Genomic DNA, 20,257 nt, shown 5'->3' with positions numbered 1-20,257 from the left:
GGGCCATCCGTCACGGCCATTGGACCAATTCGCGCGAGTACTTCATCGATCGGATCATCGGGCCCAGGACACCGCGATGTACTTGGACTCGGTGTATTCCAGCAACCCCTCGTGCCCGCCCTCGCGGCCGATCCCGCTCTGCTTGACCCCGCCGAACGGGGCCGCGGGCTCGGACACCAGACCGCGGTTGAGGCCCACCATGCCGGACTCCAGCGCCTCGGACACCCGCAGGCCGCGGGCCAGATCTGAGGTGTACACATAGGACACCAGGCCGTGCTCGGTGGCGTTCGCCAGCCGGATCGCCTCCTCCTCACCGGAGAACGTGACCACCGGGGCGACCGGCCCGAAGATCTCCTCGGCCAGCACCGGAGCCGTCGAGGGAACGTCCGCCAGCACGGTCGCCGGGTAGAAGAACCCCGGCCCGTCCGGTTTCCGACCGCCGACCAGGGCGTGTGCCCCGGCCGCGATCGTGCCGGTGACCAGTTCGTCCACTTTGGCCACCGCCTCGGCGTTGACCAACGGTCCCAACTGGATTCCCTCGCCGGCGCCCGGCCCCATCTTCAGCGAGGACATGGCCTCGGCGAGCCGCCGGGAGAACTCCGGCGCGATCCCGGCCTGCGCGTAGAACCTGTTCGCAGCTGTGCAGGCCTGGCCACCGTTGCGCATCTTGGCCACCATCGCACCCTCGATCGCCGCGTCCAGGTCGGCGTCGTCGAACACCAGGAAGGGCGCGTTCCCGCCCAGCTCCATCGAGCAGCTGAGCACGCTGTTGGCCGCGGCGGCCAGCAAGGTGCGACCGACCTCTGTGGACCCGGTGAACGACAGCTTGCGCACCCGAGGGTCGTCCAGCATCGCGCCCACCACGGCCCCGGACCGCTTGGACGGCAACACGTTCACCAGCCCAGGTGGCGCCCCGGCCTCCTCGAACAGGGCGGCGATGGCCAACGCGGTCAGCGGGGTCTCGCTGGCCGGTTTGAGCACGACCGAGCAGCCCGCGGCCAGCGCCGGACCGATCTTGCGGGTGGCCATCGCGGCCGGGAAGTTCCACGGCGTCACCAGGACGCTGACCCCGATCGGCTGGCGCAGCACCATGATCTGGTTGGCTCCACCTGGCGCCGTCTGCACCGAACCGGCCACCCGGACGGCTTCCTCGGCGTACCACCGGAAGAACTCCGCCGCGTAGGCCACTTCGCCCAACGCGTCCGGCAGGGCCTTGCCGTTCTCCAGCACGATCAGCCGGGCCAGCTCGTCCGCGCGGTCGCGCATCATCTCGAACACGGCCAGCAGGAGGTCCGCACGCTGGCGAGGCGCGGTCGCCGCCCAGCCGGGCAAGGCGTTGTAAGCAGCTTCGACCGCGGCCAGCCCGTCCTCGACGGTGGCGCTGGCGACGCTGGTGATCGAGGCACCGGTGGCCGGGTCGAGGACGTCGATCCGGGAGCCATCCGAGGCCTCGCGCCACTTGCCGTCGACGAACAGATCGGTCTTCATGTGCTCTTCCCGCTGGAGTAGGGGTTGGCGACAAAGAGGTCCTGCGCCGGGAACCGGGTCAGCACCTCGGCGCCGCGGTCGGTGACCACGATCTCCTCCTCGATGCGGGCCGCGGAGAACCCGTCCGACGCCGGGCAGTACGTCTCCAGCGCGAACACCATCCCGGCCTGGATCTCGACCGGGTGGTCCAGGCTGTTGAGCCGGGAGATGATCGGCCGCTCGTGCAGGCCGAGCCCGAGGCCGTGGCCGAACTGCAGGCCGAACGCGGCCATCTCGTCGGCGAACCCGAAGTCGGTCGCCGCCGGCCAGGCCAGCGCGATCTCGTCGGTGCCGACACCGGGTTTGACCAGCTGGATCGCCGCGTCCATCCACTCGCGGGCGCGCCGGTAGGCGTCCCGCTGCGAGTCGGTCGCGCTGCCCACGCCGAAGGTCCGGTAGTAGCAGGTCCGGTAACCGTTGTAGGACTGGATGATGTCGAAGAACGCCTGGTCGCCGGGCCGGATCAGGCGATCGGAGAAGTTGTGCGGGTGCGGGTTGCAGCGCTCGCCGGACACCGCGTTGATCGCCTCGACCTGGTCCGAGCCCATCTCGTAGAGCCGCTTGTTGGCCAGGGCCACGATCTCGTTCTCCCGGACGCCGGGCTTGAGGGCCTCGACGATGTCCTGGTAGACGCCGTCGACCATGGCCGCGGCCTGGGACAACAAGGTGATCTCGTCGACCGACTTGATCTGGCGGGCGTCCAGCATGAGCTGCTGGGCGTCGACCACGGTCAGGCCCTGGCGTTGCATCTCGAACAGGAACGGCGGCTCGACGATGTCCACGCCGACGGGCGCGCCCTGAAGTCCCGCCTGGATCAACACATCCTTGATCTGTGCGACGGCCGAGACCATCAGGCCCGCGTTCGGCGAGATCGCTCCGCGCAGGCCGAGCATGCCCGCGTGGCAGTTGTTGGGGTCCAGCCAAGGCGCGTAAAGCTTGTGGTGGCGGGCCGCCGAACCGAAGTCCCACAACATCGGCTCGCCGTCCCGCGCGAGCAGCGCGTACCGGGTCATCTTGTCGCCGAGCGCGCCGCCGATCCAGGTCTGTGTGGTGTAGCGGATGTTGTAGAAGTCGAACAACAGAAAGGCGCCGCACTCGCTCGATTCCAGCGCGGCCCTGGCGCGTTCCAGCCGGTAGGAGCGGAGCCGGTCGAAGTCGACCCGCTCCTCGAAGTCGACCGCGTTGTGGCCGGGCGCGGGAATGGGCCTATCCATCGCCGTCCTCCAAACCGTCGGTGACCTGCACGTCCTCCGGCCGCAGCGTCATCCCGGCGCGGCGGGCCTGTTCCTGGATCAGCACGGCGAAGTCCTCGTCCTGGTAGCCCGCGCCGACCGCCGCCGCGACCAGCTGCGCGGCCGCCGAGGCCACCGGCATCGGCGCCTCCAGCGACCGGGCGGCCGCCAGGCCCAGGTCGAAGTCCTTGCGCAGCAACGGCATCGTGAAGGTCGGGGTGAAGTCGAGGTGGACCATCGCGGGCGTCTTGTACTGGCTGAACGTCGAGCCCATCACCGAGGAGTTGAGGAACTCCAGGAAGGCCGCGCGGCTGACCCCGCCCTTCTCGGCCAGCACGGTGATCTCGGCGAGGGACTGGATCACCACGCCGAGGAAGACGTTGTGCGCGATCTTCACCAGCCGGGCGACCTCGTCCTCACCCACATAGGTGACCGCCCTGGCCAGCGACCGCAGCACCGGTTCCAGCTGGTCGTAGACCGCGCGCGGACCCGAGACCGCGAGGGTCGCCTTGCCCGCCTTGACCACCTTGGGGTTGCCGCTGACCGGGGCCGCGAGGAACTCGGTGCCCTGCTTGAGGGCCGCCACCCGGACGTTCGCGGAGGCCTCGGCCGACACCGTCGAGGAGTCGACCAGGACCTTCGGCGCCTTCGCCGGGTCGGTCAGCACGCCGCCCTCGCCGGAGGTCACCTGTTCCAGGTCGGACGAGCCGGCGACCATGGTGAACACGATGTCGCGGCCGGCCAGGTCCACCGGGGCGTCGGCGACCGTCGCGCCGTGCGGCGTCAACGCGTGGGCCTTGTCGCGGGTCCGGTTGTAGACCGCGACGTCGTAGCCCGCGTCCAGCAGCCGGCGCGCCAACGCGGCCCCCATCCGCCCGGAGCCGATCCAGCCGATCTTGGGGCGTTCCGACGCCATGACCACCTCGTTCCACGCGACTGCAATCGTTCGCATTCACGATGCCCCCCGGGTCGGCCCACGTCAAGTGCTTGACTCTGGCCACGGATCTGCGAACGATTGCCGCGTGCGCACGATCAGGCTCGGAACGTTCAGCCCATCAGTGCTGGTGGAAGTGGCCGCTGCGACGGGCGCCCTGACGGCCGCCGGCCTGAAGGTGGATGAGATACCGGCCACATCGTCCCCGGCCCAGTTCACCGCGTTGATGGACGGCGAGCTGGACGCGGCGATCACCAACCCGGACAACGTGGTCGCCTACCGCTGCGTGCCGGACAACCCACTCGCCCGCACCGACGACATCCGGATCCTCGCCGCGATCGACCAAGGCCTGGGCCTGGGCCTGTTCGCCCAGCCGGGGTTGGCGGTGAACCAGTTGCGCGGCAAGACACTCGGCGTGGACGTGCCAGGGTCGGGGTTCGCGTTCGTCGCGTACGAACTGCTCGCCACGCTTGGGCTGCGCCGGGTCGACTACACCGTGACCGCTCTGGGTTCAACACCCCGACGGGCGCAGGCGCTCCTCTCTGGACAGTGCGGGATGACTGTTCTCAACGCGGGCAACGACTTGAGCGCCGCGCGGGCGGGGGCGTCGTGTCTGGCCCGGGCTTCTTCGTTGGGGCCGTATGTTGGGGCGGTTCTGGCGGCGCGGGGGCGGACCATTGAGCGGGATGGGGACGCTTTGGCTGCGTTGATCCGGGTTCTGTTGGGTACCGCGGTGGATCTGGTGAACGGGGACCACTTGGCGGTGGCCCGGGCCGCGGCGGCTCGGCGCCTCGACCTGGATGGCGCGGATGCCGAGCAGTATGTGCGGACGCTTGCTGATCCCCGGGAAGGGTTGGTCGCGGATGGGGCCATGTCTCGGGAGGCGCTGGGTACCGTGGTCGATCTGCGCAACCGGCATCTGCCCCGGGGGGAACGCTTGAACCTCGACGCTGTTATTCGGAGCGGCATCATCGATGACGGTCTGCTGCCTGCCGGGTGAGGGGCGTCCGGGCCGACCTCAATCCCTGGCGCGGGTGGCAGTGGATTTGCGCTGGTGTTCGGTGACGTCCATGAAGGTCGCTTTGAACTGGGCGAAGGCTTCGCGGCCAAGGCGGCGGGCGTGGCGGTCCTGGATGCCGGTCATGATGCGGTCGGCGGTGCGCATCTGGTCCAGGCCTCGGTCGGTGGGGCAGACGAGTTTCGCGCGGCGGTCGGCGGGGTCGGGGCGGCGCACGACGTAGCCCATCCGCTCCAGCTCGTCGATCAGCGTGCCGATGACCTGCTTGTGCTGGCCGGAGAGGCGGGACAGCTCGGTGGCGCGCACGCCGTCGGGGTCCATGTAGGCCATGACGGCGCCGTGGCGGGGGTGGAGGTCGTCGAAACCCTTGGCGGCCAACGCGGTGAACAGTTCGCTCTGCACGGCGAACAGCAGGCGGCCGGCGAGCACACCGAGGTCGGGATTGGTCTTGTTGCGCTCAGCCCGCGTGGTCATTCTTGGCAGTGTAGTTGTGCGCGTTCACATACGTGTCGAGGCCGTCGAGCACCATGCGCAGCCCGTACTCGAACATCCGGTCCAGGTCCTGGTCGAACTCCTGCGTGGTGAGGTACTCCATGGTCGGGAACGACCCGCCCGCCACCACCGCGCGGAACTCCGCCTCCTGCTGCCGCATCCACTCGTCGCTGGTGATCCCGGTGTCCTGGCGCGCCTGTGTCTCCGCGCTCAGCGACAACGCGATGGCCTTGATGTGCCCGAACAGGGTGAGGTGGATGTACATCATGTCGTCCATCGGCAGCCCCAGCGAGTGCAGTGTGGACAACACCCATTCGGCGTACACCAGCAGTTGCGGCGTGCCGCGCGGCCGCGTCATGGACAACACCTCGGCCACCCATGGGTGACGGCGGCACACTGTCCACATCAGACGAGCGGCCAGCTCCAGCCGGGGCCGCCAGCCGGCCACCGGCCGACCAGGCCACGGCACCTCACCGAACGCGGTGTCGGCCATGAACACCACCAGATCGTCCTTGCTGGACACATACCGGTACAGCGACATGGTGGCCACACCGAGATCCGTGGCCAGCCGCCGCATCGACACCGCGCCGAGCCCCTCGGCGTCGGCCAGCGCGATGCCCGCGCGGATGACCCGGTCCCGGCCGATGTCCTGCTGCGACTGGGCAGAGCGCACCACCGTGCCCGCGCCGGGCTTGGTGTCGACCAGGCCCTCGTCGCGCAGCGTCGAGATCACCTTGGTGGCGGTGGCCATCGCGACACCCCACTGCTGGGTGATCTGGCGGGTCGACGGGACCCGGTCGCCGGGCCGCAGCCGCCCGCTGGCGATCCGCTCCCGGATCTCCCCGACGATCCGCAGGTAGGGCGCCCCGGTCTCCACGCCGCCTCCTAGTGCACTAGTGCGCTGAAGCGCTCTATCCGGTCGTTTCCAGCTCGAGTGCGGGAGTGCACTAGAGCCGCATGTACATCGTACGCAAGCGCTCGTACGGTGTACATATGCGTAGTGTTCTGATCTCCGGCGCCAGCGTCGCCGGGCTTTCGCTGGCGTACTGGTTACGCCACCACGGTTTCCGGCCGACCCTGGTCGAGAAGGCGCCCGCGCTGCGGCCGGGCGGGCAGGCGATCGACATCCGCGGTACCGCACGGGAAGTGGTCCGGCAGATGGGCATCCTGGAAACGATCCGCGCGCACCACACCGGCACCCACGGCATCGCCTGGCTGAACGAGCGCGGCGAGCGGGTCGCAGCGATGAGCGAGGAGTTCGGCGACTCCGGCGGGATCGTCGCCGACATCGAGATCCTGCGGGCCGACCTGGTCCGGATCCTGCACGAGGCGGCCGGGACCGACATCGAGATCCTGTTCGACGACACCGTTACCGAGATCGCCGAGGGGGCGGACGGCGTGAAAGTCACGTTCGCCAAGGCCGCGCCCCGCTCGTTCGACCTCGTGGTCGGCGCGGACGGCGTGCGCTCCGGCGTGCGCGGGCTGACCTTCGGCAAGGACACCGACTTCGTCAACGACCTCGGTTACTACACCGCGCTGTTCCCGGCCCGCACCACGCTCGATCTCGACGGCTGGGTGGCCATGTACAACCTGCCCAAGGGCAACGGCGTCAACGGCCGGGTCGCGATTCTGTATCCGTTGCAGGACACCGATCAGGTCCGCGTGATGCTCGCGTTCGTCTGCCCCGAGCTGGCCTACGACCGCAAGGACATCGCGGCGCAGAAAGCCATTCTCAGCAAGGTGTTCGCCGGCGCGGGCTGGGAGATTCCGCACCTCGTCGACCAACTCGGCCACACCGACGACCTCTACTTCGCCCGCACCGGCGAGGTCAAGGTGGACCACTGGTACCGCGGCCGGACCGTGCTGCTGGGCGACTCCGCGTTCGGCGGTTCGCTGGGCATGGGCACGAGCATGGCCCTCGTCGGCGCGTACGTCCTGGCCGGCGAACTCGCCGCGGCCAACGGCGACCACACCGTCGCGTTCCCCAGCTACGACCGGGAGATGCGCGACTACGTCAAGATCAACATGAAGCGCCCGCCCGGTGGCCCCAACGGCTTCGCGCCACGCACCAGGCGGGGCATCTGGATGCGCAACCAGTTCATGCGGATGCTCCCGCACCTGCCCGGCGGCTCGAAGATGATGGGCGGCATCCAGAAGGCCGCCAACTCCATCACCCTGAAGGACTACCGGTAGGCAAAACTCCACCCCCGCGGGGAAAGCTAGGGTGCTGGGCGGCGCTGGGGGCAGCCGTTAGCTTCGGTTCATGTTACGCATCGCCTTGAGCACCTTGCGTTTCCGCAAGGCGTCGTTCGCCGCGAGCTTCCTCGCGCTATTCGCGGGCGCGGCCATCGTGATGGCCTGCGGGGGTCTGTTGGAGAGCGGCCTGCGCTCGTCTGCGCCGCAAGCCGAGCGCCTGCGCATCCTGGCCGGCGTGTTCAGCGGCTGGACCGCGGTCATCGTGATCTTCGGGGTGTCGTCGATGATCGGCCTCACGGTCCAGCACCGGCACCGGGAACTGGCCCTGCTGCGGGCGATCGGCACGACACCACGGCAGATCCGGCGGCTGGTCCTCGGCGAGACCATGGTTCTCGCTGTGCTGGCAACGGTTCTGGCGTACCTGCCGAGCCGGTTGCTGTCCCGGTTCATGGTTCAGGAACTGGCGCCGCCGGTCCCGTTCCGCCTGGGCTGGCTTCCGGGGGTGATCGGGGCGACCGACGCCCTGCTGGCCGCTGTGGGTGCGGCGCTCATCGCGGGCCGCCGGGCGAGCCGGATCCCGGCCATCGCCGTGCTCACCGAGTCTGATGTGGACACTCGCAGACTGTCCCGGCCCCGGCTCGCTGCCGCGCTGTCGTTGATCGTCGTGGGCCTGTCACTGGGGGTGTTCACGATGGTCGCGATGGACGGCCCGTATGCCGCGAGTACGGCCGGGCCCGCGTCCATTCTGGTCGCGATGGGGCTCGCGCTGCTGGTCCCCGGTGTGGTGCGGCGGATCGCGTTCGTGCTGCCGGAACCGACCGCCCAGCAGGCGCGCGTGCAGTTCCGGCGGATGGCCGCGGTGACCGTCCCGGTGGTGCTCGCGACCGGCATCGGGCTGGGCACGCTTTACATGCAAGCCACCGAGGATTCAATGCCCCAAGTGGGGATGGGTGAGACGCTCCGGGCCGGGAACTACGCCGTCGTCGGGATGATCCTGGGCTTCGCGGTGCTGACAATTGTCAACGCGTTGGCGGCTTCCGCGACCCGGCGGCGCGGCGAGTTCGGGTTGGTCCGGCTGGCCGGCTCGACCAGGAGCCAGGTTCTGCGGTCGATGGGCGTGGAGGCGTTGGTAGTGACCGCAGTCGGCGTGACGCTCGGTGGCATCGCGTCGCTCGCAACGATCCTGCCGTTCAGTCTGGCCAGGACCGGCTCGGCGTTCCCCGCCGGATCGCCCGTCATCCTGCTCGCTGTGATCGGCGCGGCCGCGCTCGTGACGGTCGCGGCCACGCTCGTCCCCACTTGGCGGGTGCTCCGGAAATCACCGCGTGATCTGGTCGGACGGGCCTGATCATGCGACCCTGTGTTCATGAGCGACCGCAACGTACTGGGCGGCGACCTCGAGGAATGCGGCACTGACCCGGTGACCGGCTTCTATCGGGACGGCTGCTGCAACACGGGCCCGGAGGATGTGGGCAACCACACCGTCTGCGCGGTGGTGACCGGTGAGTTCCTGCAGCACCAGCGGGAAATCGGCAATGACCTCGCGACTCCCCGGCCGGAGCTGGGTTTCGCCGGACTGCGGCCCGGGGACCGTTGGTGCGTCTGCGCTTCCCGGTGGCTGCAGTCCTATGAGGCTGGTGTGCCCGCGCCGGTCGTGCTGGCCGCGACGCACGAGCGTGCGCTGGCAGTCGTGCCACTGGAGGCGTTGCAGGAGAACGCGGTCGACGTGCCGGCCGACCCGAGCTCGCTCACCTGACCAGCAGCCCGCCGTCCACGAACACGGTCGTCCGGTCGCTGGCCGGCGGCAGCCCCGCGGCTTTGCCGATGGCGCCGCTGGTGTCGACGACGATCCGCACGTCCGGCCGCGATTCCGGGGCCAGCGAACGACTCAGCAGCCGCCCCAGCCGGGTCAGCGCCAGCTGCACCAACGGCCCCAGCTCATCCGGTTCCTCCAGCACGATCACCACCGTGGCCGCCGAGGTCCGGGCCACCATCTCCAGCTCGGCAAGCCGGTGCAGGCCAAGGAAGGCGACCGGTCCGGTCAGCTCGACCGGCAGCCCGTACAAGGCATCCACGGCCTCCGGCGGCTCCCAGTCCAGCGGCTCGGCCACGAATGGGGCCTGCGGAACCCACGCATCGGTCAACTGCAGGTCCGCCAGCGCCTCGCACGCCGTGATGAGGTCGAATGGTTCGACCAAAGCACCGTCGATATCGGCCAGCTGAGAGGCGCCCTGCATCGCCGTGACCGCCATCCCGGCCAGCCGGACCCGGCTGAACGGCGGTGCCACGACCGGGCCCAGCCGTTCCAGCGCCAGCCCGAGCATGATCGCGGTCACCCTCGTGAGCTGGGCGAACGCCGTCCGGGACGACTCCTCGGCGAGGATCTGCGGCATCAGGTCCCTGGCCAGGGCGGAGTGCTGGCGGACCGAGACGAGCGCGAACGAGCTGAGCGCCGCCTTCACCGTGGTGGCCGGGCGCAGCTGCGGCACGTCGACCGGTTCCCGGGCCAGCACGGCGAAGTACAGCGCCCGCTTGCCCGGGAAGTTGGAGTAGACCGCGCCCCGGGTCAGCCCGGCCACCTCGGCGATCTCGTCGATCTTGACCGCGCCGAACCCGCGCGCGGCGAACTGTGCCCGGGCGGCGTCGAGGATCTTCGCCCGGTTGACCGCCTGCGTCTCGGCCCTGCTCGGTCGTGCCACGCAGATGATTACACCATCTGTTACTTGATCGGCACCCAGGGCGGCGGGATCTCCTCCTCGGTGCCGAACGCCAGCGGAATGCGGTACGGCACGGGGTTGACCAGCGGCGGGATCGGCCGCCCCGAGGACACATACCGGTCGGCGACGACATGTCCGGACACGTCGACCACGCCGAAGCAGTAGCCCAGCGAACGGGCCTTGTCGATGATCTGACCCACCGCGTCGACCGTGGCGGCGCCGGCCGGGGTGTCGATCGGGCCGTCGTGCATGCCGATGATCACGCCCGGTTTGAGCTGGGCCACGATGTCGTCGCGGATCGCCGCCGCGCTCTTGTCCGGCAGCCAGTCGGCGCCGTCGATCCGGTTGAGGAAGTACGTGTACCCCAGCTCGATCAGGAGTTTCTGCACGGCCGGGTTGGACCCGCCGAACGGCGGCCGGATGCCCTTGAACGGGATCGGCGCGCCCGCGGCGGCGAGCACCCGCTCGTTGTGCACGACCTCCTCGGTGTTCTGCTCAGGGGTCAGCTGGTCCATATGGACGTGCGAGTAGGTGTGGTTGAGCTCGACGTGTCCTTCCGCGGCCTGGAACCGGGCCCACTGCGGGTTGGCCTCGACGCGGACGCCGTTGTCGAAGAAGGTCGCGTGGACCTGCTTGTCCCGCAACACTTGCAGCAGCTTCGGGCGGTAGCTCGAGGTGCCGTCGTCGAAGGTGAACGCGATCCGGTTGGCGCACGAGTTGTCGAACTCGGGCACCGTGCCCACATCCGAACGGACAGCGGCCATCAGGATCGCCGCGCGCTGCCACGGGCCGAGATGGCGGGTCTCACGTTCCACTGTGGACACGAAGGCTCCGTGCGAGGCAAACGGAGCGTTGTCCCAGATCCGGTCGAGGATCGTGCAGCCGTCCGGGCTCTGCTGGTTGCGGACCTTGGAGTCGGCCTTGCCGAAGGCGACCGTTTGATCGGGTGACCAGCCATACGGACAGGCGTCCCGCGCCGGGATCACGTCCTTCTGTCCGGAAACGGCGTTGATGAGGCGTTCGGGAGCGTTCGCGGCCACGTTCATCACGACGCGGATCGGCGGGTAGGCGGAATGACCTGGCAGCGGGTCACTTCGGTGGCACGTCGTGCCTTCGCAGGTCCATCCCTTGCCTGCCACCGCTGTCGCGGTCAGGCCCGCGGGCAAGGGATCGGTGATGGTGACCGTGCCGGTCGCGGTGGCGGACCTGGGATTGGCGACGGTGATCTCGGTGTAGGCGGCCACCATTCCCGGCAAGAAGTGCGAGGGTGCGTGGCTGAGGGAGACAACGAGGCCGGGTGATACGGGTTCAATGGCAGTGGCAGGGGCAGGGGTACCAGCCGTGATCAGAGCCGCGATCGCGGCGATGACGACCTTTCTCATGGCGACCCATTCGTTAGGAATCTTTACACACCGGTCGCTCCCAGTGTCGCGCTCACGTCAACCCCGGCGGGGAGTAGGTTGGGCGGTGTGCAACCGATGCTGGGGGTCACCGGGATCACCAAGCAGTTCAACGACGTGGTGATCCTGGACGACGTGAGCTTTGAGGTCCACAGTGGACAGGCGCTGGCCTTGACCGGCCCGAACGGGTCCGGCAAGACCACGTTGCTTCGTTGCGTGGTGGGCGCGGACATCCCCGACGAGGGTGACGTTCTGCTCGACGGCCGGCCGTTGGTGGAGAGCGATCCCGAGGTTCGCGCGGCCATGGCGTGCGCCCTGGACGACGCGGACTTCTTCGCCGAACTGTCGGTGGTCGAGCACCTGGAGTTGCTGGCGCGGGCGCACGGAATCGCCGATCCGGGGCCGGTCGTGTCGCTGGTTCTGTCCGAATTGGACTTGGTTGGGCAACGCGACCAGATGCCAGTCACGTTGTCCAGCGGTCAGCGCCGTCGGTTCACCCTGGGCGCCTGCCTGGTCCGGCCGCGGAAGCTGCTGGTGCTCGACGAACCCGAGCAGCGGCTGGATGTCGCCGGGCGGGCGTGGCTGGCCGAGCGGTTGCGGCAGGAGAAGGCCGAGGGCTGCGCGATCCTGTTGGCCACGCACGACCCCGACCTGACCGACGCGGTCGCCGACTACACCCTCGAACTGGGATGACCGCCACCGTCCGGCAGATCCGTGCCGAGATCCGCACCGCACGCCGCAACAACCGCGACGCGCACGCCCGCCGGGACCGCAACGACAATCTGTACATGCTCCTGCTCGGGATCCTCATCTATGGCGGGATCCTGGTCCAGGCGGTGCGCCGGATGATCCGGACCCCACCGGAAGGCCCCGCCGCCCTGCCGAACCTGCCTGCGGCGCAATGGCTTGTACTGGGCTGCGCGGTGCTCGCGCTGGGTTTGTTGATGCGTGGGCTGCTGTTGTTCGGTCCGGTGGTGGCCGGTTCGCCGTTCCAGTTCTGGTTGTTGTCCACTCCCCTGGACCGCAAAGGCTTGCTCGGCAGGCGGTTCTGGTGGTCCGCCGGGCTCGCTACCGCCTTCGGGGCTTTGTTCGGGCTTGCTTTGTCGGCGTTGTTGCGTGCCGGCTCGGACGGCAAGGTGTTGACCACCGTGGTCGGCGCGACTCTCACGCTCACCGTATTCGCCGTGAGTGTTCTGTTGCAGGCCAAGGCGAACGAGGGACGGCCGCTGTCGAACACCTTGATCGTGGCGGGTGCGCTGCTTGCCGCCGCGGCCGCTGGTCTTTCGGTGCCGACCATCGATCTGCCCTTGGTCACGGTCGCGATCGCTGTCGTACCAGTAGTTCTGGTCGTGCAGGCGTTGTTCGCGCTGGGGCGGCTGGATCGGGCGGCTTTGGCGAGCGGGACCGAGATCCTGACCACCACCCGGGCGGCGGTGACTTGGCTGGACATCACGATGTTCAGCGGGATTTCGGCGACCCGGAGGTGGCGGCGGATCGGGCGGGTCACGTCCCGGCCGATGCGCGGAACCCGGTACCAGGCCATGCTTTCCGCCGAGCTGATCCGGGTTCTCCGCAACCGCAGGTCGTTGCTGGTCTGGCTCGGGCTGCTGATCGCGCCTTATGCCGCGGCACGGGTGATCCCGGCGCTGTTCGTGCCATTGGTCGAGCTGGTGGTGTGCACGATCGCGGTGAGCCCGTTCGCTTCCGGGTTGCGGAGTGCCGGGCGGTCACCGGCGTTGCGGCGGAGTCTGGGCGGGACGGACGCGCTGATCCGGCTGGCACACGTCGTTCTTCCGGCGGTGATGGCCTTGCTGTGGACCGCTTTCGCCGTTCCGGCCACCGGTTTCGCCTGGGCGGTGCTGCTCGTCCCGGTCGGTGCGGTCGCGTACGCGTACCGGCGCGCCACGCAGCCGCCGATGGAGTACTCAGGCGCGGCCGTTGACACTCCCTTCGGGTTCTTCCAGCCGGACGTGTTCCGGCAGATGAGCCGCGGGCCGCTCCTCCTGCTCGTGCTGGCCGCGATTCAGCTGAACCTGTGAGTCCAGCACGAACTCCCGCACCACCAGAACGAGCGCGACCAGCATCGCCACGGCCAGGTACTTGAGGTCGACCGCGGCCGTGCCTGCCCCGCGTGCGCCGAACAGGAACGGAACGTAGGAAAGGAAAGACGCGAATTGGACCAGTAGCGGAACAACCCAGAGCCGCGGCACGTAGAACGCGAGGATCACCGTGAGTGCATCGGCGAGATAGAAATAGCGCTCGTGCATCGCGGGCAGGAAGAACGGCACGAGAATGGCGAAAAGCGCGGCGAGGTGAACCACCCGGGTCGCGGTCAGCGGCACGCGCCTGATCACGGACAGTAGTACGACAACAAAGACGAGCGCCCCGGTGAACCACACCCCAGCGGACCGGATCAGGTCCGAACCGACCTGGACGCTGAGGAACTGGTATGCGTTCGGCGCGTTCAATGTCAGCTGGGTGTATTCGCCGATCTGGCTGGTGTAGACCGAGAGCAGCTGGCCCGGGTCGGCGCCGACCAGCAGCGCCGGGATGTCCAGCGCCAGCACGACTCCCGGAATGACCGGCAGCGCGGCCCACGGGAGTTTCTTCAGCAGGAGCAGGACCAGCACGGCCGGCAGGATGAAGATGACCTGCAGTTTGAAGGCCAGCGAGAGCCCGAAGAACACGCAGGCCAGGTAGGGGCGCGAGCGCAGGGCGTAGTAGAGGCCGCCGAGTCCAAGTGATGCGTAGATCGAGTCGCACTGACCCCACATCGCGCTGTTCGTCACGACCGTCGGCAGCAGGATCACGGTCGCCGCGGCCAGGAACGGTTTCCAGCCAGCGGGATATTTCAGTGCCACGAGCTTGTACGTGAAAAACGCCAGGAGCAGGTCGAACAACACCGAGATCGCCTTGACCCCGGCCAGGACCGGCACCGGCAGGTAGGTCAGCAGCGTGATCAGGTACAGGTAGGGCACGTTGTAGTCGGCGAACTGGAACCGCAGCGCGGGCAGGCCGCCGTTGGCCTTGATGAAGTCGTACCAGCGCGCGAAGAACGCCGTGTAGTCGTTGGACTCGAACGGGAACAGCACCAGGCGGACGTAGATCGCGAGGACCGCGATCATCGCCGCCGCGAACAGCGCTGGGGTCGACCGTGCGACACGCACCTGGGGCTCCTTATGCCGGCTTGGACCATTCCAGCAGACCACCGCCCGCTGTGTCCCCGCTGTGAGGTTCCTGAATGCCGGGCTATTGACGAATGTGGTCCAGACCACACACACTCGGGGTGACACCTCCGCCGCCACCGGACGTCCTCCGAAGGAGAACGATGCCTGAATCCGGTCGGGGTCTACGGCTGTTGTCAGCTGCCTTAGCGGTGTTCTGCGCAGCCACACTCCCTGCATCGCCCGTATCCGCCGCGCCCGCCACCTTCACCCACCCTGGGGTGCTGGTCAGCCGGGCCCAACTCGATTTCGTCCGTACCCAGGTGAACGCGAACGCGCAGCCCTGGCGCAACGCGTACACCCAGATGATGGCCAGCAAATACGCCTCGCTGAGCCGCACACCGAAACCCCGCGCGATCGTCGAATGCGGACCCACCTCCAACCCCAACCTGGGCTGTACCGACGAACGGGAGGACGCGATCGCCGCGTACACCCTGTCGCTGGCCTGGTACATAACCAGGAACTCCCAGTACGCCACCAAAGCGATCCAGATCATGGACGCCTGGTCCGCGACCGTCCAGGACCACACCAACTCCAACGCTCCACTGCAGACCGGCTGGGCGGGAGCCTCCTGGACCAGGGCGGCGGAGATCATCCGGTACACCTACACGTCCTGGCCCAACGCGGGCCGGTTCGGCACCATGCTGCGCAACGCCTACCTCCCCAAGATCATCAACGGCCACGCCACCAACAACGGGAACTGGGAGCTGGTCATGATGGAGGCGACCCTCGGGATCGCCGTCTACCTGGAGGATCGGACCGTCTACGACCGAGCGGTGGCCAAGTACCGCACCAGGGTGCCCGCCTACGTGTACCTCCCCAGCGACGGAGCCCTCCCGAAAACCCCACCAGGAAGCGGGATAGACACCCGCACGGAGATCGTCAACTACTGGCAGGGCCAAAGCACGTTCATGGAAGGCCTCACCCAGGAAACCTGCCGCGACTTCACCCACGTCGGCTACGGCATAGCGTCCATAGCGGACTTCGCGGAGACAACAAGGATCCAGGGCCAAGACCTCTACCCCGAGATCGCCGACCGACTACGGACCGCCCTCGGCTTCCAGGCCAAGTACGAACTGGGCACCGCCCCACCATCAAACCTGTGCGGCGGCACCATCCACAGAGGACTTGGCCCGGTCACCGAAGTCGGCTACAACCACCTCCACACCCGCCTGGGCCTGACAATGCCCAACACCCAAACCCTCACCGAATCAAGAAGACCCCAAGGCACCAACAACCTCTTCGTAGCCTGGCAAACCCTCACCCACGCCAACAACCCCCACTAACATCCACCACACCCCCGGGCCCCGCACCCCAGCAGCCCGGGGGTGTGGTTTTGGAGACGCGGGGCAAGGGACCTACCTAGAAGCAAAACCTATTCAAGCCCAACATCCTCAGGAGCCCCACCCGCAATACCCGCAAGAGTATCCAAAGCAGACGCAAGAACATCCCGCGCCGGAGCAGCAAGAGACAACCGGACAGCGTTGGGAGCATGCCCAGGAACCACAGCAAAGGCAGCGGCGGGACTCAACGCGATCCCCCGCCGAGCAGCAGCGGCAACGAAAGTCTCAGCCCGCCAAGCCCCCGGAAGCTCCCACCAACAGTGGTAGGCACGCGAGTCACCAAGCAACCCAGGGATGCGAGCCCGAGCAAGAGCCTGACGCGCCAAAGCATCGGCCCGCTTCTCCTCCTCGACCCGAGCCACCACCCCATCCCCAACCCACGCCTCCATCGCGGCCACAGCAAAGGACTGCGCACCCCACCCACCAGAACGCACCGCAGAAGCGACCCGATCAACAAGCTCCGGAGGCGCCGAAAGAAACCCGACCGAAAGCCCCGCCGCAAGACGCTTCGAAAGGCTGTCCACCACAATCGACCGCGAAGGAGCCACCGGCGCAACCGGAGCCAGAAAGCTGTAGATGCTGTCCTCAATCGCATAGATGTCCAGGTCGGCAAGAGCAGCGGCCAAGTCGACTCGCCGCGCAGCAGACATGTTGCACCCCAAGGGGTTGTGCAGCACCGGCTGGATGTACACAGCCTGTACACGAGCGGTATCCAAAGAGGACACAACCAGACCGGCAGAGTCCACGGCAAGCGGAACAAGAGTGATCCCCAACCGCGCAGCCAAAGACTTCACGACCGGATAGGTAATCGCCTCAACCCCAAGCCGCCCGCCAGCAGGTACCAAAGCCGCCATAGCCGCGGCAATGGCCTGACGCCCGTTCCCGGCAAAGAGAACAGACCCAGGCACCCACCCATCCCGCGCCAGCAAAGAACCAGCCGCAGCGACCGCCCCCGAAGGGCCACCCACAACAGAGGGCCGCAACACGGAAGCCCGCATCACCCCACCCAACGACCCAGCCATCAACTCGGCCTGCCCAGGCAGCACCGAGAAGTTGAGCTGCAGATCAACCGGCGCCCCACCAGGCTCAGCCAAAGCATGCTCGACCGGAGAAGACGCCCTGATGTAGGTCCCCCGCCCCACCTCCCCCACAGCCAGCCCGCGCCGGACCAGCTCCCCGTAAACCCGCGCCGCGGTGGAAGAAGCGATCCCCCGCTGGCGAGCGAACCGCCGTTGAGGCGGCAACCGATCCCCAGGCTTCAACCGCCCCGATGCGATGTCCGAAGCCAACGAGTCAGCCAGCGCCTGATAGTCCACGACATTGCTCCGAGTGCATTGTTTTCATTGCACCGAGATAGTGCACCGATTACGGTCGAGACGTCAAAGGAGGGACGCATGTACGACGACAAAGGCGCAGGCCAACCCATACTGCTGATCCACGGTCACCCGTTCGACCGCACCATGTGGCGTCCCCAGCTCGACCACTTCAGCCAGACCCACCGGGTCATCACCCCGGATCTCCGCGGCTACGGCGAGCACAAAACCACAGCCACCAAAACCCCGCTGAGCACCCACGCCAAGGACCTCAACGACCTGCTCCACGAGCTGGAAATAGACACCGCCATCGTCGGCGGCCTCAGCATGGGCGGCCAGATCGCGATGGAGTTCTACCGGACCTACCCGCACAGGGTGAAAGCCCTGATGCTCGCGGACACCTTCCCGGACGGCGAAACGGAAGAAGGCCACCGCGCCCGCAACGCCATGGCGGACCGGCTGCTGAGAGAAGGCATGGCGAGCTACGCCGAAGAGGTCATCTGGAAGATGGTGGCCCCATACAACAAGCACGCCGCCGACCACGTCATGGCCATGATGAAGAACACAGACCCCACCGGCGCCGCCGCGGGCCTGAGGGGCCGCGCGGAACGCCCGGACTACGTGGAAACACTGAAAACCATCAGCATCCCCACACTCGTAGTCGTCGGCCGGGACGATGAGTACACGCCGGTCGGCGTCGCCGAGCGGATGCGCGATCTGATCCCAGGCGCCACACTCGAGGTGATCGAAGGCGCCGCGCACCTGCCCAACCTCGAGCGGCAGACTGAGTTCGATCGTGCGTTCCAGCGATTCCTCAACACGGTGGGATAGATGAGCAACTACAAGATCGCGTTCGTGACCGGGGCGAGCAGCGGGTTCGGTGCCGCGATCGCGCGGCGGTTCGCCGCCGAGGGCATCCGGGTGGTCGCCGCGGCCCGGCGGGTCGAGCGGATGCGAGATCTAGGCGACAACGTGCTGCCGCTCGCGCTCGACGTGCAGGACCGCGCGGCGGTGTTCGACGCGGTGAACGGCCTGCCGGCCGAGTTCGCCGAGATCGACATCCTGGTCAACAACGCCGGGCTGGCGCTGGGCATCGAGCCCGCGCACAAGGCCGACCTGGACCAGTGGGAGCAGATGATCAACACCAACTGCACGGGGCTGGTGTACTGCACCAAGGCGATCCTGCCGGGCATGGTCGAGCGCGGCCGCGGGCACGTCGTGAACATGAGCTCGGTCGCGGCCACCTGGCCGTACACCGGCGGCAACGTCTACGGCGGCACCAAGGCGTTCGTCCGCCAGTTCAGCCTCGGTCTGCGCAGCGACCTGCACGGCACGGGGGTCCGCGTGACGTCCATCGAGCCGGGCATGGTCGGCGGCACGGAGTTCTCCAACGTCCGGTTCTCCGGTGACGATGCCAAAGCCGACGCGACCTACGAGGGCATGCAGCCGCTGACCGCCGAGGACATCGCCGAGTCGGTGCACTGGGTGACGTCACAACCCGCGCACGTCAACGTGAACACGCTCGAGCTGATGCCGGTGGCGCAGAGCTACGCGGGGTTCCAGGTCTCGCGCAAGTAAACGTCCAAAGTGGTCTCCAGGGCGTCGCTGCCGGTCAGCACGAGACCGTTCAGCGACGCCCACAGCGAGGCCGCGAGCAGGCCCGGGTCGGCGGCCGACCGCCAGCCCGTGGCCTGCACATCCGCCACCAGCGACCGGAACCGCGCGACCAACGACTCGTCCGGGTACCTGGCCATCAACGCGAACAACGCGGGCTCACGCCGCCCGAAGTCCACATAGGACTCACAAGCCGACACCAACGCGGAAACCGGATCACCCGAAGGCGCGATCGAGGCAGTCACCCGCGAAAACCCGCTCGCCGCAACGGCACTGAGCAACGCCTCGCGGTTCGGGAAGTGCCGCAGCGGTGCGCCGTGCGAGACCCCGGCCTCCCGGGCCACCCGGCGGATGGTGACGGCGTCGACGCCCTCGGCCGCGAGCACCGTGACCGCGCACGCGATCAGGCGTTGCCTTGTACCGTCCGGCATTCCGCCACCGGCAACAGGTCGGGCCGCTTGGGCAGGATCCCGTCGCCCGGCTGACGGCCGATGACCCGGTTGCGGATCCGTCCCCGCACGACCGGCCACACCTGCTGCAACAGCCATCGAGCGTGTGCCCCCATCCCCAGCACCGGCGCCGGACCGGTCAACGGCGCCAGCCACGAAGCCTCGTGCGAAATCCCCAGGCTGCCCAGCAGGTGCGCGGCCAGCCGCTGGTGGCCGAGCTCGGCCAGGTGCAGCCGGTCCGGGCCGAAGTAGCGGTGGTCGGCGACGGCCGGGTCCGGCCAGAGATCGATCAACCGCGCGCCGTAGCTCACCGCGGCCTCACGCAGAGAGGCGTTCAACGCCTCGATCCGCGGCCGCATCCGCCGGCCGAACGGCATCCGGTTGGCGATGTCGCTCAACGTGAACACGACGACGGTGGGAGCAAACGAGGTTAGCGACCGCACCGCGTGGTCGACGCGACGGGCCACCGTTCGCTCGTTCCAGCCACCCGACATGATGTCGTTGCCGCCGCCGAACAAGGCCACGAGGTCCGGTCGCAGCCGGGCGGCAACCGGGATCTGCTCGACGATGATCTGGTCCAGCCGCCGGCCGCGGACGCCCAGGTTGGCGTACCGGAAGCCGGGGTTGTCCTGAGCCAGGCGCGCGGCGACCAGGTCGGCCCAGCCACGGTAGGTCCCGCCGTCCGGGTACGGGTCGTCGAGGCCCTCGGTGCAGCTGTCGCCGAGGGCGACGAAGCGTTGGTATGGCATTCAGATCCTAGTAACCTGGAGTTCACGTTGTAGACACTGTCTACCAGAA

Annotated in this window: 20 protein-coding genes; 9 read left to right on the top strand and 11 right to left on the bottom strand. The window is 68.1% G+C overall.

The features are described from left to right. Positions 1–54: 54 nt before the first annotated feature. The 3 genes from AB0J95_RS42620 to AB0J95_RS42610 are packed head-to-tail and all read right to left on the bottom strand — an operon-like array spanning position 55 to position 3,675. Entirely contained in the window at positions 55–1,488 is a 1,434-nt protein-coding gene (locus AB0J95_RS42620; RefSeq protein WP_364771101.1) for an NAD-dependent succinate-semialdehyde dehydrogenase, read from the bottom strand. Beyond that, positions 1,485–2,741 carry a Xaa-Pro peptidase family protein gene (locus AB0J95_RS42615; RefSeq protein ID WP_364771099.1) on the bottom strand — a complete coding sequence of 419 codons (1,257 nt, stop codon included), beginning with the start codon at positions 2,739–2,741 and terminating at the stop codon, positions 1,485–1,487. The genes AB0J95_RS42620 and AB0J95_RS42615 overlap by 4 nt, the downstream gene beginning before the upstream one ends. Continuing rightward, on the bottom strand, positions 2,734–3,675 hold the full coding sequence (locus AB0J95_RS42610) for an NAD(P)-dependent oxidoreductase (protein WP_364771097.1): 942 nt from the start codon (positions 3,673–3,675) through the stop codon (positions 2,734–2,736). The genes AB0J95_RS42615 and AB0J95_RS42610 overlap by 8 nt, the downstream gene beginning before the upstream one ends. Before the next feature lie 106 nt (positions 3,676–3,781). On the opposite strand from AB0J95_RS42610, the gene AB0J95_RS42605 reads away from it, so the two are divergent. Next, positions 3,782–4,693 carry a hypothetical protein gene (locus tag AB0J95_RS42605; protein WP_364771095.1) on the top strand — a complete coding sequence of 304 codons (912 nt, stop codon included), beginning with the start codon at positions 3,782–3,784 and terminating at the stop codon, positions 4,691–4,693. Between the two features lie 18 nt (positions 4,694–4,711). Here the strand turns inward: AB0J95_RS42605 and AB0J95_RS42600 are convergent, their stop codons facing one another. Both AB0J95_RS42600 and AB0J95_RS42595 read right to left on the bottom strand, forming a co-directional pair. Next, positions 4,712–5,185: a MarR family transcriptional regulator gene (locus AB0J95_RS42600; RefSeq protein WP_364771093.1), complete on the bottom strand. Its 474-nt coding sequence runs from the start codon at positions 5,183–5,185 to the stop codon at positions 4,712–4,714. Next, the gene (locus AB0J95_RS42595; RefSeq protein ID WP_364771091.1) at positions 5,169–6,080 is read right to left on the bottom strand and encodes a TetR/AcrR family transcriptional regulator C-terminal domain-containing protein; all 912 of its coding nucleotides are present in this window, start codon (positions 6,078–6,080) and stop codon (positions 5,169–5,171) included. Before AB0J95_RS42595 ends, AB0J95_RS42600 begins: the two co-directional genes overlap by 17 nt. Before the next feature lie 116 nt (positions 6,081–6,196). On the opposite strand from AB0J95_RS42595, the gene AB0J95_RS42590 reads away from it, so the two are divergent. The 3 genes from AB0J95_RS42590 to AB0J95_RS42580 all read left to right on the top strand — a co-directional run bounded on the left by AB0J95_RS42590 (position 6,197) and on the right by AB0J95_RS42580 (position 9,155). Then, positions 6,197–7,396: an FAD-dependent monooxygenase gene (locus tag AB0J95_RS42590; RefSeq protein WP_364771089.1), complete on the top strand. Its 1,200-nt coding sequence runs from the start codon at positions 6,197–6,199 to the stop codon at positions 7,394–7,396. 70 nt (positions 7,397–7,466) lie between these two features. Next, complete coding sequence (locus tag AB0J95_RS42585) at positions 7,467–8,747, top strand: FtsX-like permease family protein (RefSeq protein WP_364771087.1); 1,281 nt, start codon at positions 7,467–7,469, stop codon at positions 8,745–8,747. Between the two features lie 18 nt (positions 8,748–8,765). Next, a complete protein-coding gene (locus AB0J95_RS42580) occupies positions 8,766–9,155 on the top strand; it encodes a DUF2237 domain-containing protein (RefSeq protein ID WP_364771085.1) in 390 nt (129 codons plus the stop codon). Here AB0J95_RS42580 and AB0J95_RS42575 read toward each other — a convergent pair. Then, entirely contained in the window at positions 9,148–10,098 is a 951-nt protein-coding gene (locus AB0J95_RS42575; protein ID WP_364771083.1) for a helix-turn-helix domain-containing protein, read from the bottom strand. The two genes, AB0J95_RS42580 and AB0J95_RS42575, sit on opposite strands and share 8 nt — an antisense overlap. Before the next feature lie 20 nt (positions 10,099–10,118). Then, positions 10,119–11,363: a polysaccharide deacetylase family protein gene (locus tag AB0J95_RS42570; RefSeq protein ID WP_364771137.1), complete on the bottom strand. Its 1,245-nt coding sequence runs from the start codon at positions 11,361–11,363 to the stop codon at positions 10,119–10,121. Positions 11,364–11,594: 231 nt separating this feature from the next. Between AB0J95_RS42570 and AB0J95_RS42565 the strand changes: the two genes are divergently transcribed. Both AB0J95_RS42565 and AB0J95_RS42560 read left to right on the top strand, forming a co-directional pair. After that, positions 11,595–12,209, top strand: a complete 615-nt coding sequence (locus AB0J95_RS42565; protein WP_364771135.1) for an ABC transporter ATP-binding protein — start codon at positions 11,595–11,597, stop codon at positions 12,207–12,209. Beyond that, positions 12,206–13,555 (top strand): DUF6297 family protein, encoded by a 1,350-nt coding sequence (locus tag AB0J95_RS42560; RefSeq protein ID WP_364771081.1) that lies wholly within the window; start codon positions 12,206–12,208, stop codon positions 13,553–13,555. The genes AB0J95_RS42565 and AB0J95_RS42560 overlap by 4 nt, the downstream gene beginning before the upstream one ends. Here the strand turns inward: AB0J95_RS42560 and AB0J95_RS42555 are convergent. Further along, a complete protein-coding gene (locus tag AB0J95_RS42555) occupies positions 13,442–14,683 on the bottom strand; it encodes a hypothetical protein (protein WP_364771079.1) in 1,242 nt (413 codons plus the stop codon). The two genes, AB0J95_RS42560 and AB0J95_RS42555, sit on opposite strands and share 114 nt — an antisense overlap. A gap of 278 nt (positions 14,684–14,961) precedes the next feature. Between AB0J95_RS42555 and AB0J95_RS42550 the strand changes: the two genes are divergently transcribed. After that, a complete protein-coding gene (locus AB0J95_RS42550; RefSeq protein WP_364771078.1) occupies positions 14,962–16,026 on the top strand; it encodes an alginate lyase family protein in 1,065 nt (354 codons plus the stop codon). A gap of 89 nt (positions 16,027–16,115) precedes the next feature. On the opposite strand, the gene AB0J95_RS42545 is transcribed toward AB0J95_RS42550, so the two are convergent. Beyond that, positions 16,116–17,399: a PLP-dependent aminotransferase family protein gene (locus AB0J95_RS42545; protein ID WP_364771077.1), complete on the bottom strand. Its 1,284-nt coding sequence runs from the start codon at positions 17,397–17,399 to the stop codon at positions 16,116–16,118. Between the two features lie 78 nt (positions 17,400–17,477). Here AB0J95_RS42545 and AB0J95_RS42540 point away from each other — a divergent pair, with 78 nt between their 5' ends. Next, the gene (locus AB0J95_RS42540) at positions 17,478–18,227 is read left to right on the top strand and encodes an alpha/beta fold hydrolase (RefSeq protein WP_364771076.1); all 750 of its coding nucleotides are present in this window, start codon (positions 17,478–17,480) and stop codon (positions 18,225–18,227) included. After that, positions 18,228–18,974, top strand: coding sequence for an SDR family NAD(P)-dependent oxidoreductase (locus AB0J95_RS42535; RefSeq protein WP_364771074.1), 747 nt, complete (start codon positions 18,228–18,230; stop codon positions 18,972–18,974). Here the strand turns inward: AB0J95_RS42535 and AB0J95_RS42530 are convergent. Next, positions 18,944–19,441, bottom strand: coding sequence for a TetR/AcrR family transcriptional regulator (locus AB0J95_RS42530; RefSeq protein ID WP_364771072.1), 498 nt, complete (start codon positions 19,439–19,441; stop codon positions 18,944–18,946). The genes AB0J95_RS42535 and AB0J95_RS42530 overlap by 31 nt on opposite strands. Further along, positions 19,414–20,208: an SGNH/GDSL hydrolase family protein gene (locus tag AB0J95_RS42525; protein ID WP_364771071.1), complete on the bottom strand. Its 795-nt coding sequence runs from the start codon at positions 20,206–20,208 to the stop codon at positions 19,414–19,416. The genes AB0J95_RS42530 and AB0J95_RS42525 overlap by 28 nt, the downstream gene beginning before the upstream one ends. Positions 20,209–20,257 lie beyond the last annotated feature (49 nt).

It is taken from the genome of Actinocrispum sp. NPDC049592 (assembly GCF_040675465.1).
Classification (GTDB): domain Bacteria; phylum Actinomycetota; class Actinomycetes; order Mycobacteriales; family Pseudonocardiaceae; genus Kibdelosporangium.
This window is presented reverse-complemented; position numbering and strand designations above follow the sequence as displayed.

Excerpts from the sequence above, each read along its gene's own strand:
- AB0J95_RS42620 (WP_364771101.1), bottom strand. The coding sequence starts at position 1,488 with ATGAAGACCGATCTGTTCGTCGACGGCAAGTGGCGCGAGGCCTCGGAT.
- AB0J95_RS42615 (WP_364771099.1), bottom strand. The coding sequence starts at position 2,741 with ATGGATAGGCCCATTCCCGCGCCCGGCCACAACGCGGTCGACTTCGAG.
- AB0J95_RS42610 (WP_364771097.1), bottom strand. The coding sequence starts at position 3,675 with ATGGCGTCGGAACGCCCCAAGATCGGCTGGATCGGCTCCGGGCGGATG.
- AB0J95_RS42600 (WP_364771093.1), bottom strand. The coding sequence starts at position 5,185 with ATGACCACGCGGGCTGAGCGCAACAAGACCAATCCCGACCTCGGTGTG.
- AB0J95_RS42590 (WP_364771089.1), top strand. The coding sequence starts at position 6,197 with ATGCGTAGTGTTCTGATCTCCGGCGCCAGCGTCGCCGGGCTTTCGCTG.
- AB0J95_RS42585 (WP_364771087.1), top strand. The coding sequence starts at position 7,467 with ATGTTACGCATCGCCTTGAGCACCTTGCGTTTCCGCAAGGCGTCGTTC.
- AB0J95_RS42580 (WP_364771085.1), top strand. The coding sequence starts at position 8,766 with ATGAGCGACCGCAACGTACTGGGCGGCGACCTCGAGGAATGCGGCACT.
- AB0J95_RS42570 (WP_364771137.1), bottom strand. The coding sequence starts at position 11,363 with ATGGTGGCCGCCTACACCGAGATCACCGTCGCCAATCCCAGGTCCGCC.
- AB0J95_RS42565 (WP_364771135.1), top strand. The coding sequence starts at position 11,595 with ATGCTGGGGGTCACCGGGATCACCAAGCAGTTCAACGACGTGGTGATC.
- AB0J95_RS42560 (WP_364771081.1), top strand. The coding sequence starts at position 12,206 with ATGACCGCCACCGTCCGGCAGATCCGTGCCGAGATCCGCACCGCACGC.
- AB0J95_RS42540 (WP_364771076.1), top strand. The coding sequence starts at position 17,478 with ATGTACGACGACAAAGGCGCAGGCCAACCCATACTGCTGATCCACGGT.
- AB0J95_RS42535 (WP_364771074.1), top strand. The coding sequence starts at position 18,228 with ATGAGCAACTACAAGATCGCGTTCGTGACCGGGGCGAGCAGCGGGTTC.
- AB0J95_RS42530 (WP_364771072.1), bottom strand. The coding sequence starts at position 19,441 with ATGCCGGACGGTACAAGGCAACGCCTGATCGCGTGCGCGGTCACGGTG.
- AB0J95_RS42525 (WP_364771071.1), bottom strand. The coding sequence starts at position 20,208 with ATGCCATACCAACGCTTCGTCGCCCTCGGCGACAGCTGCACCGAGGGC.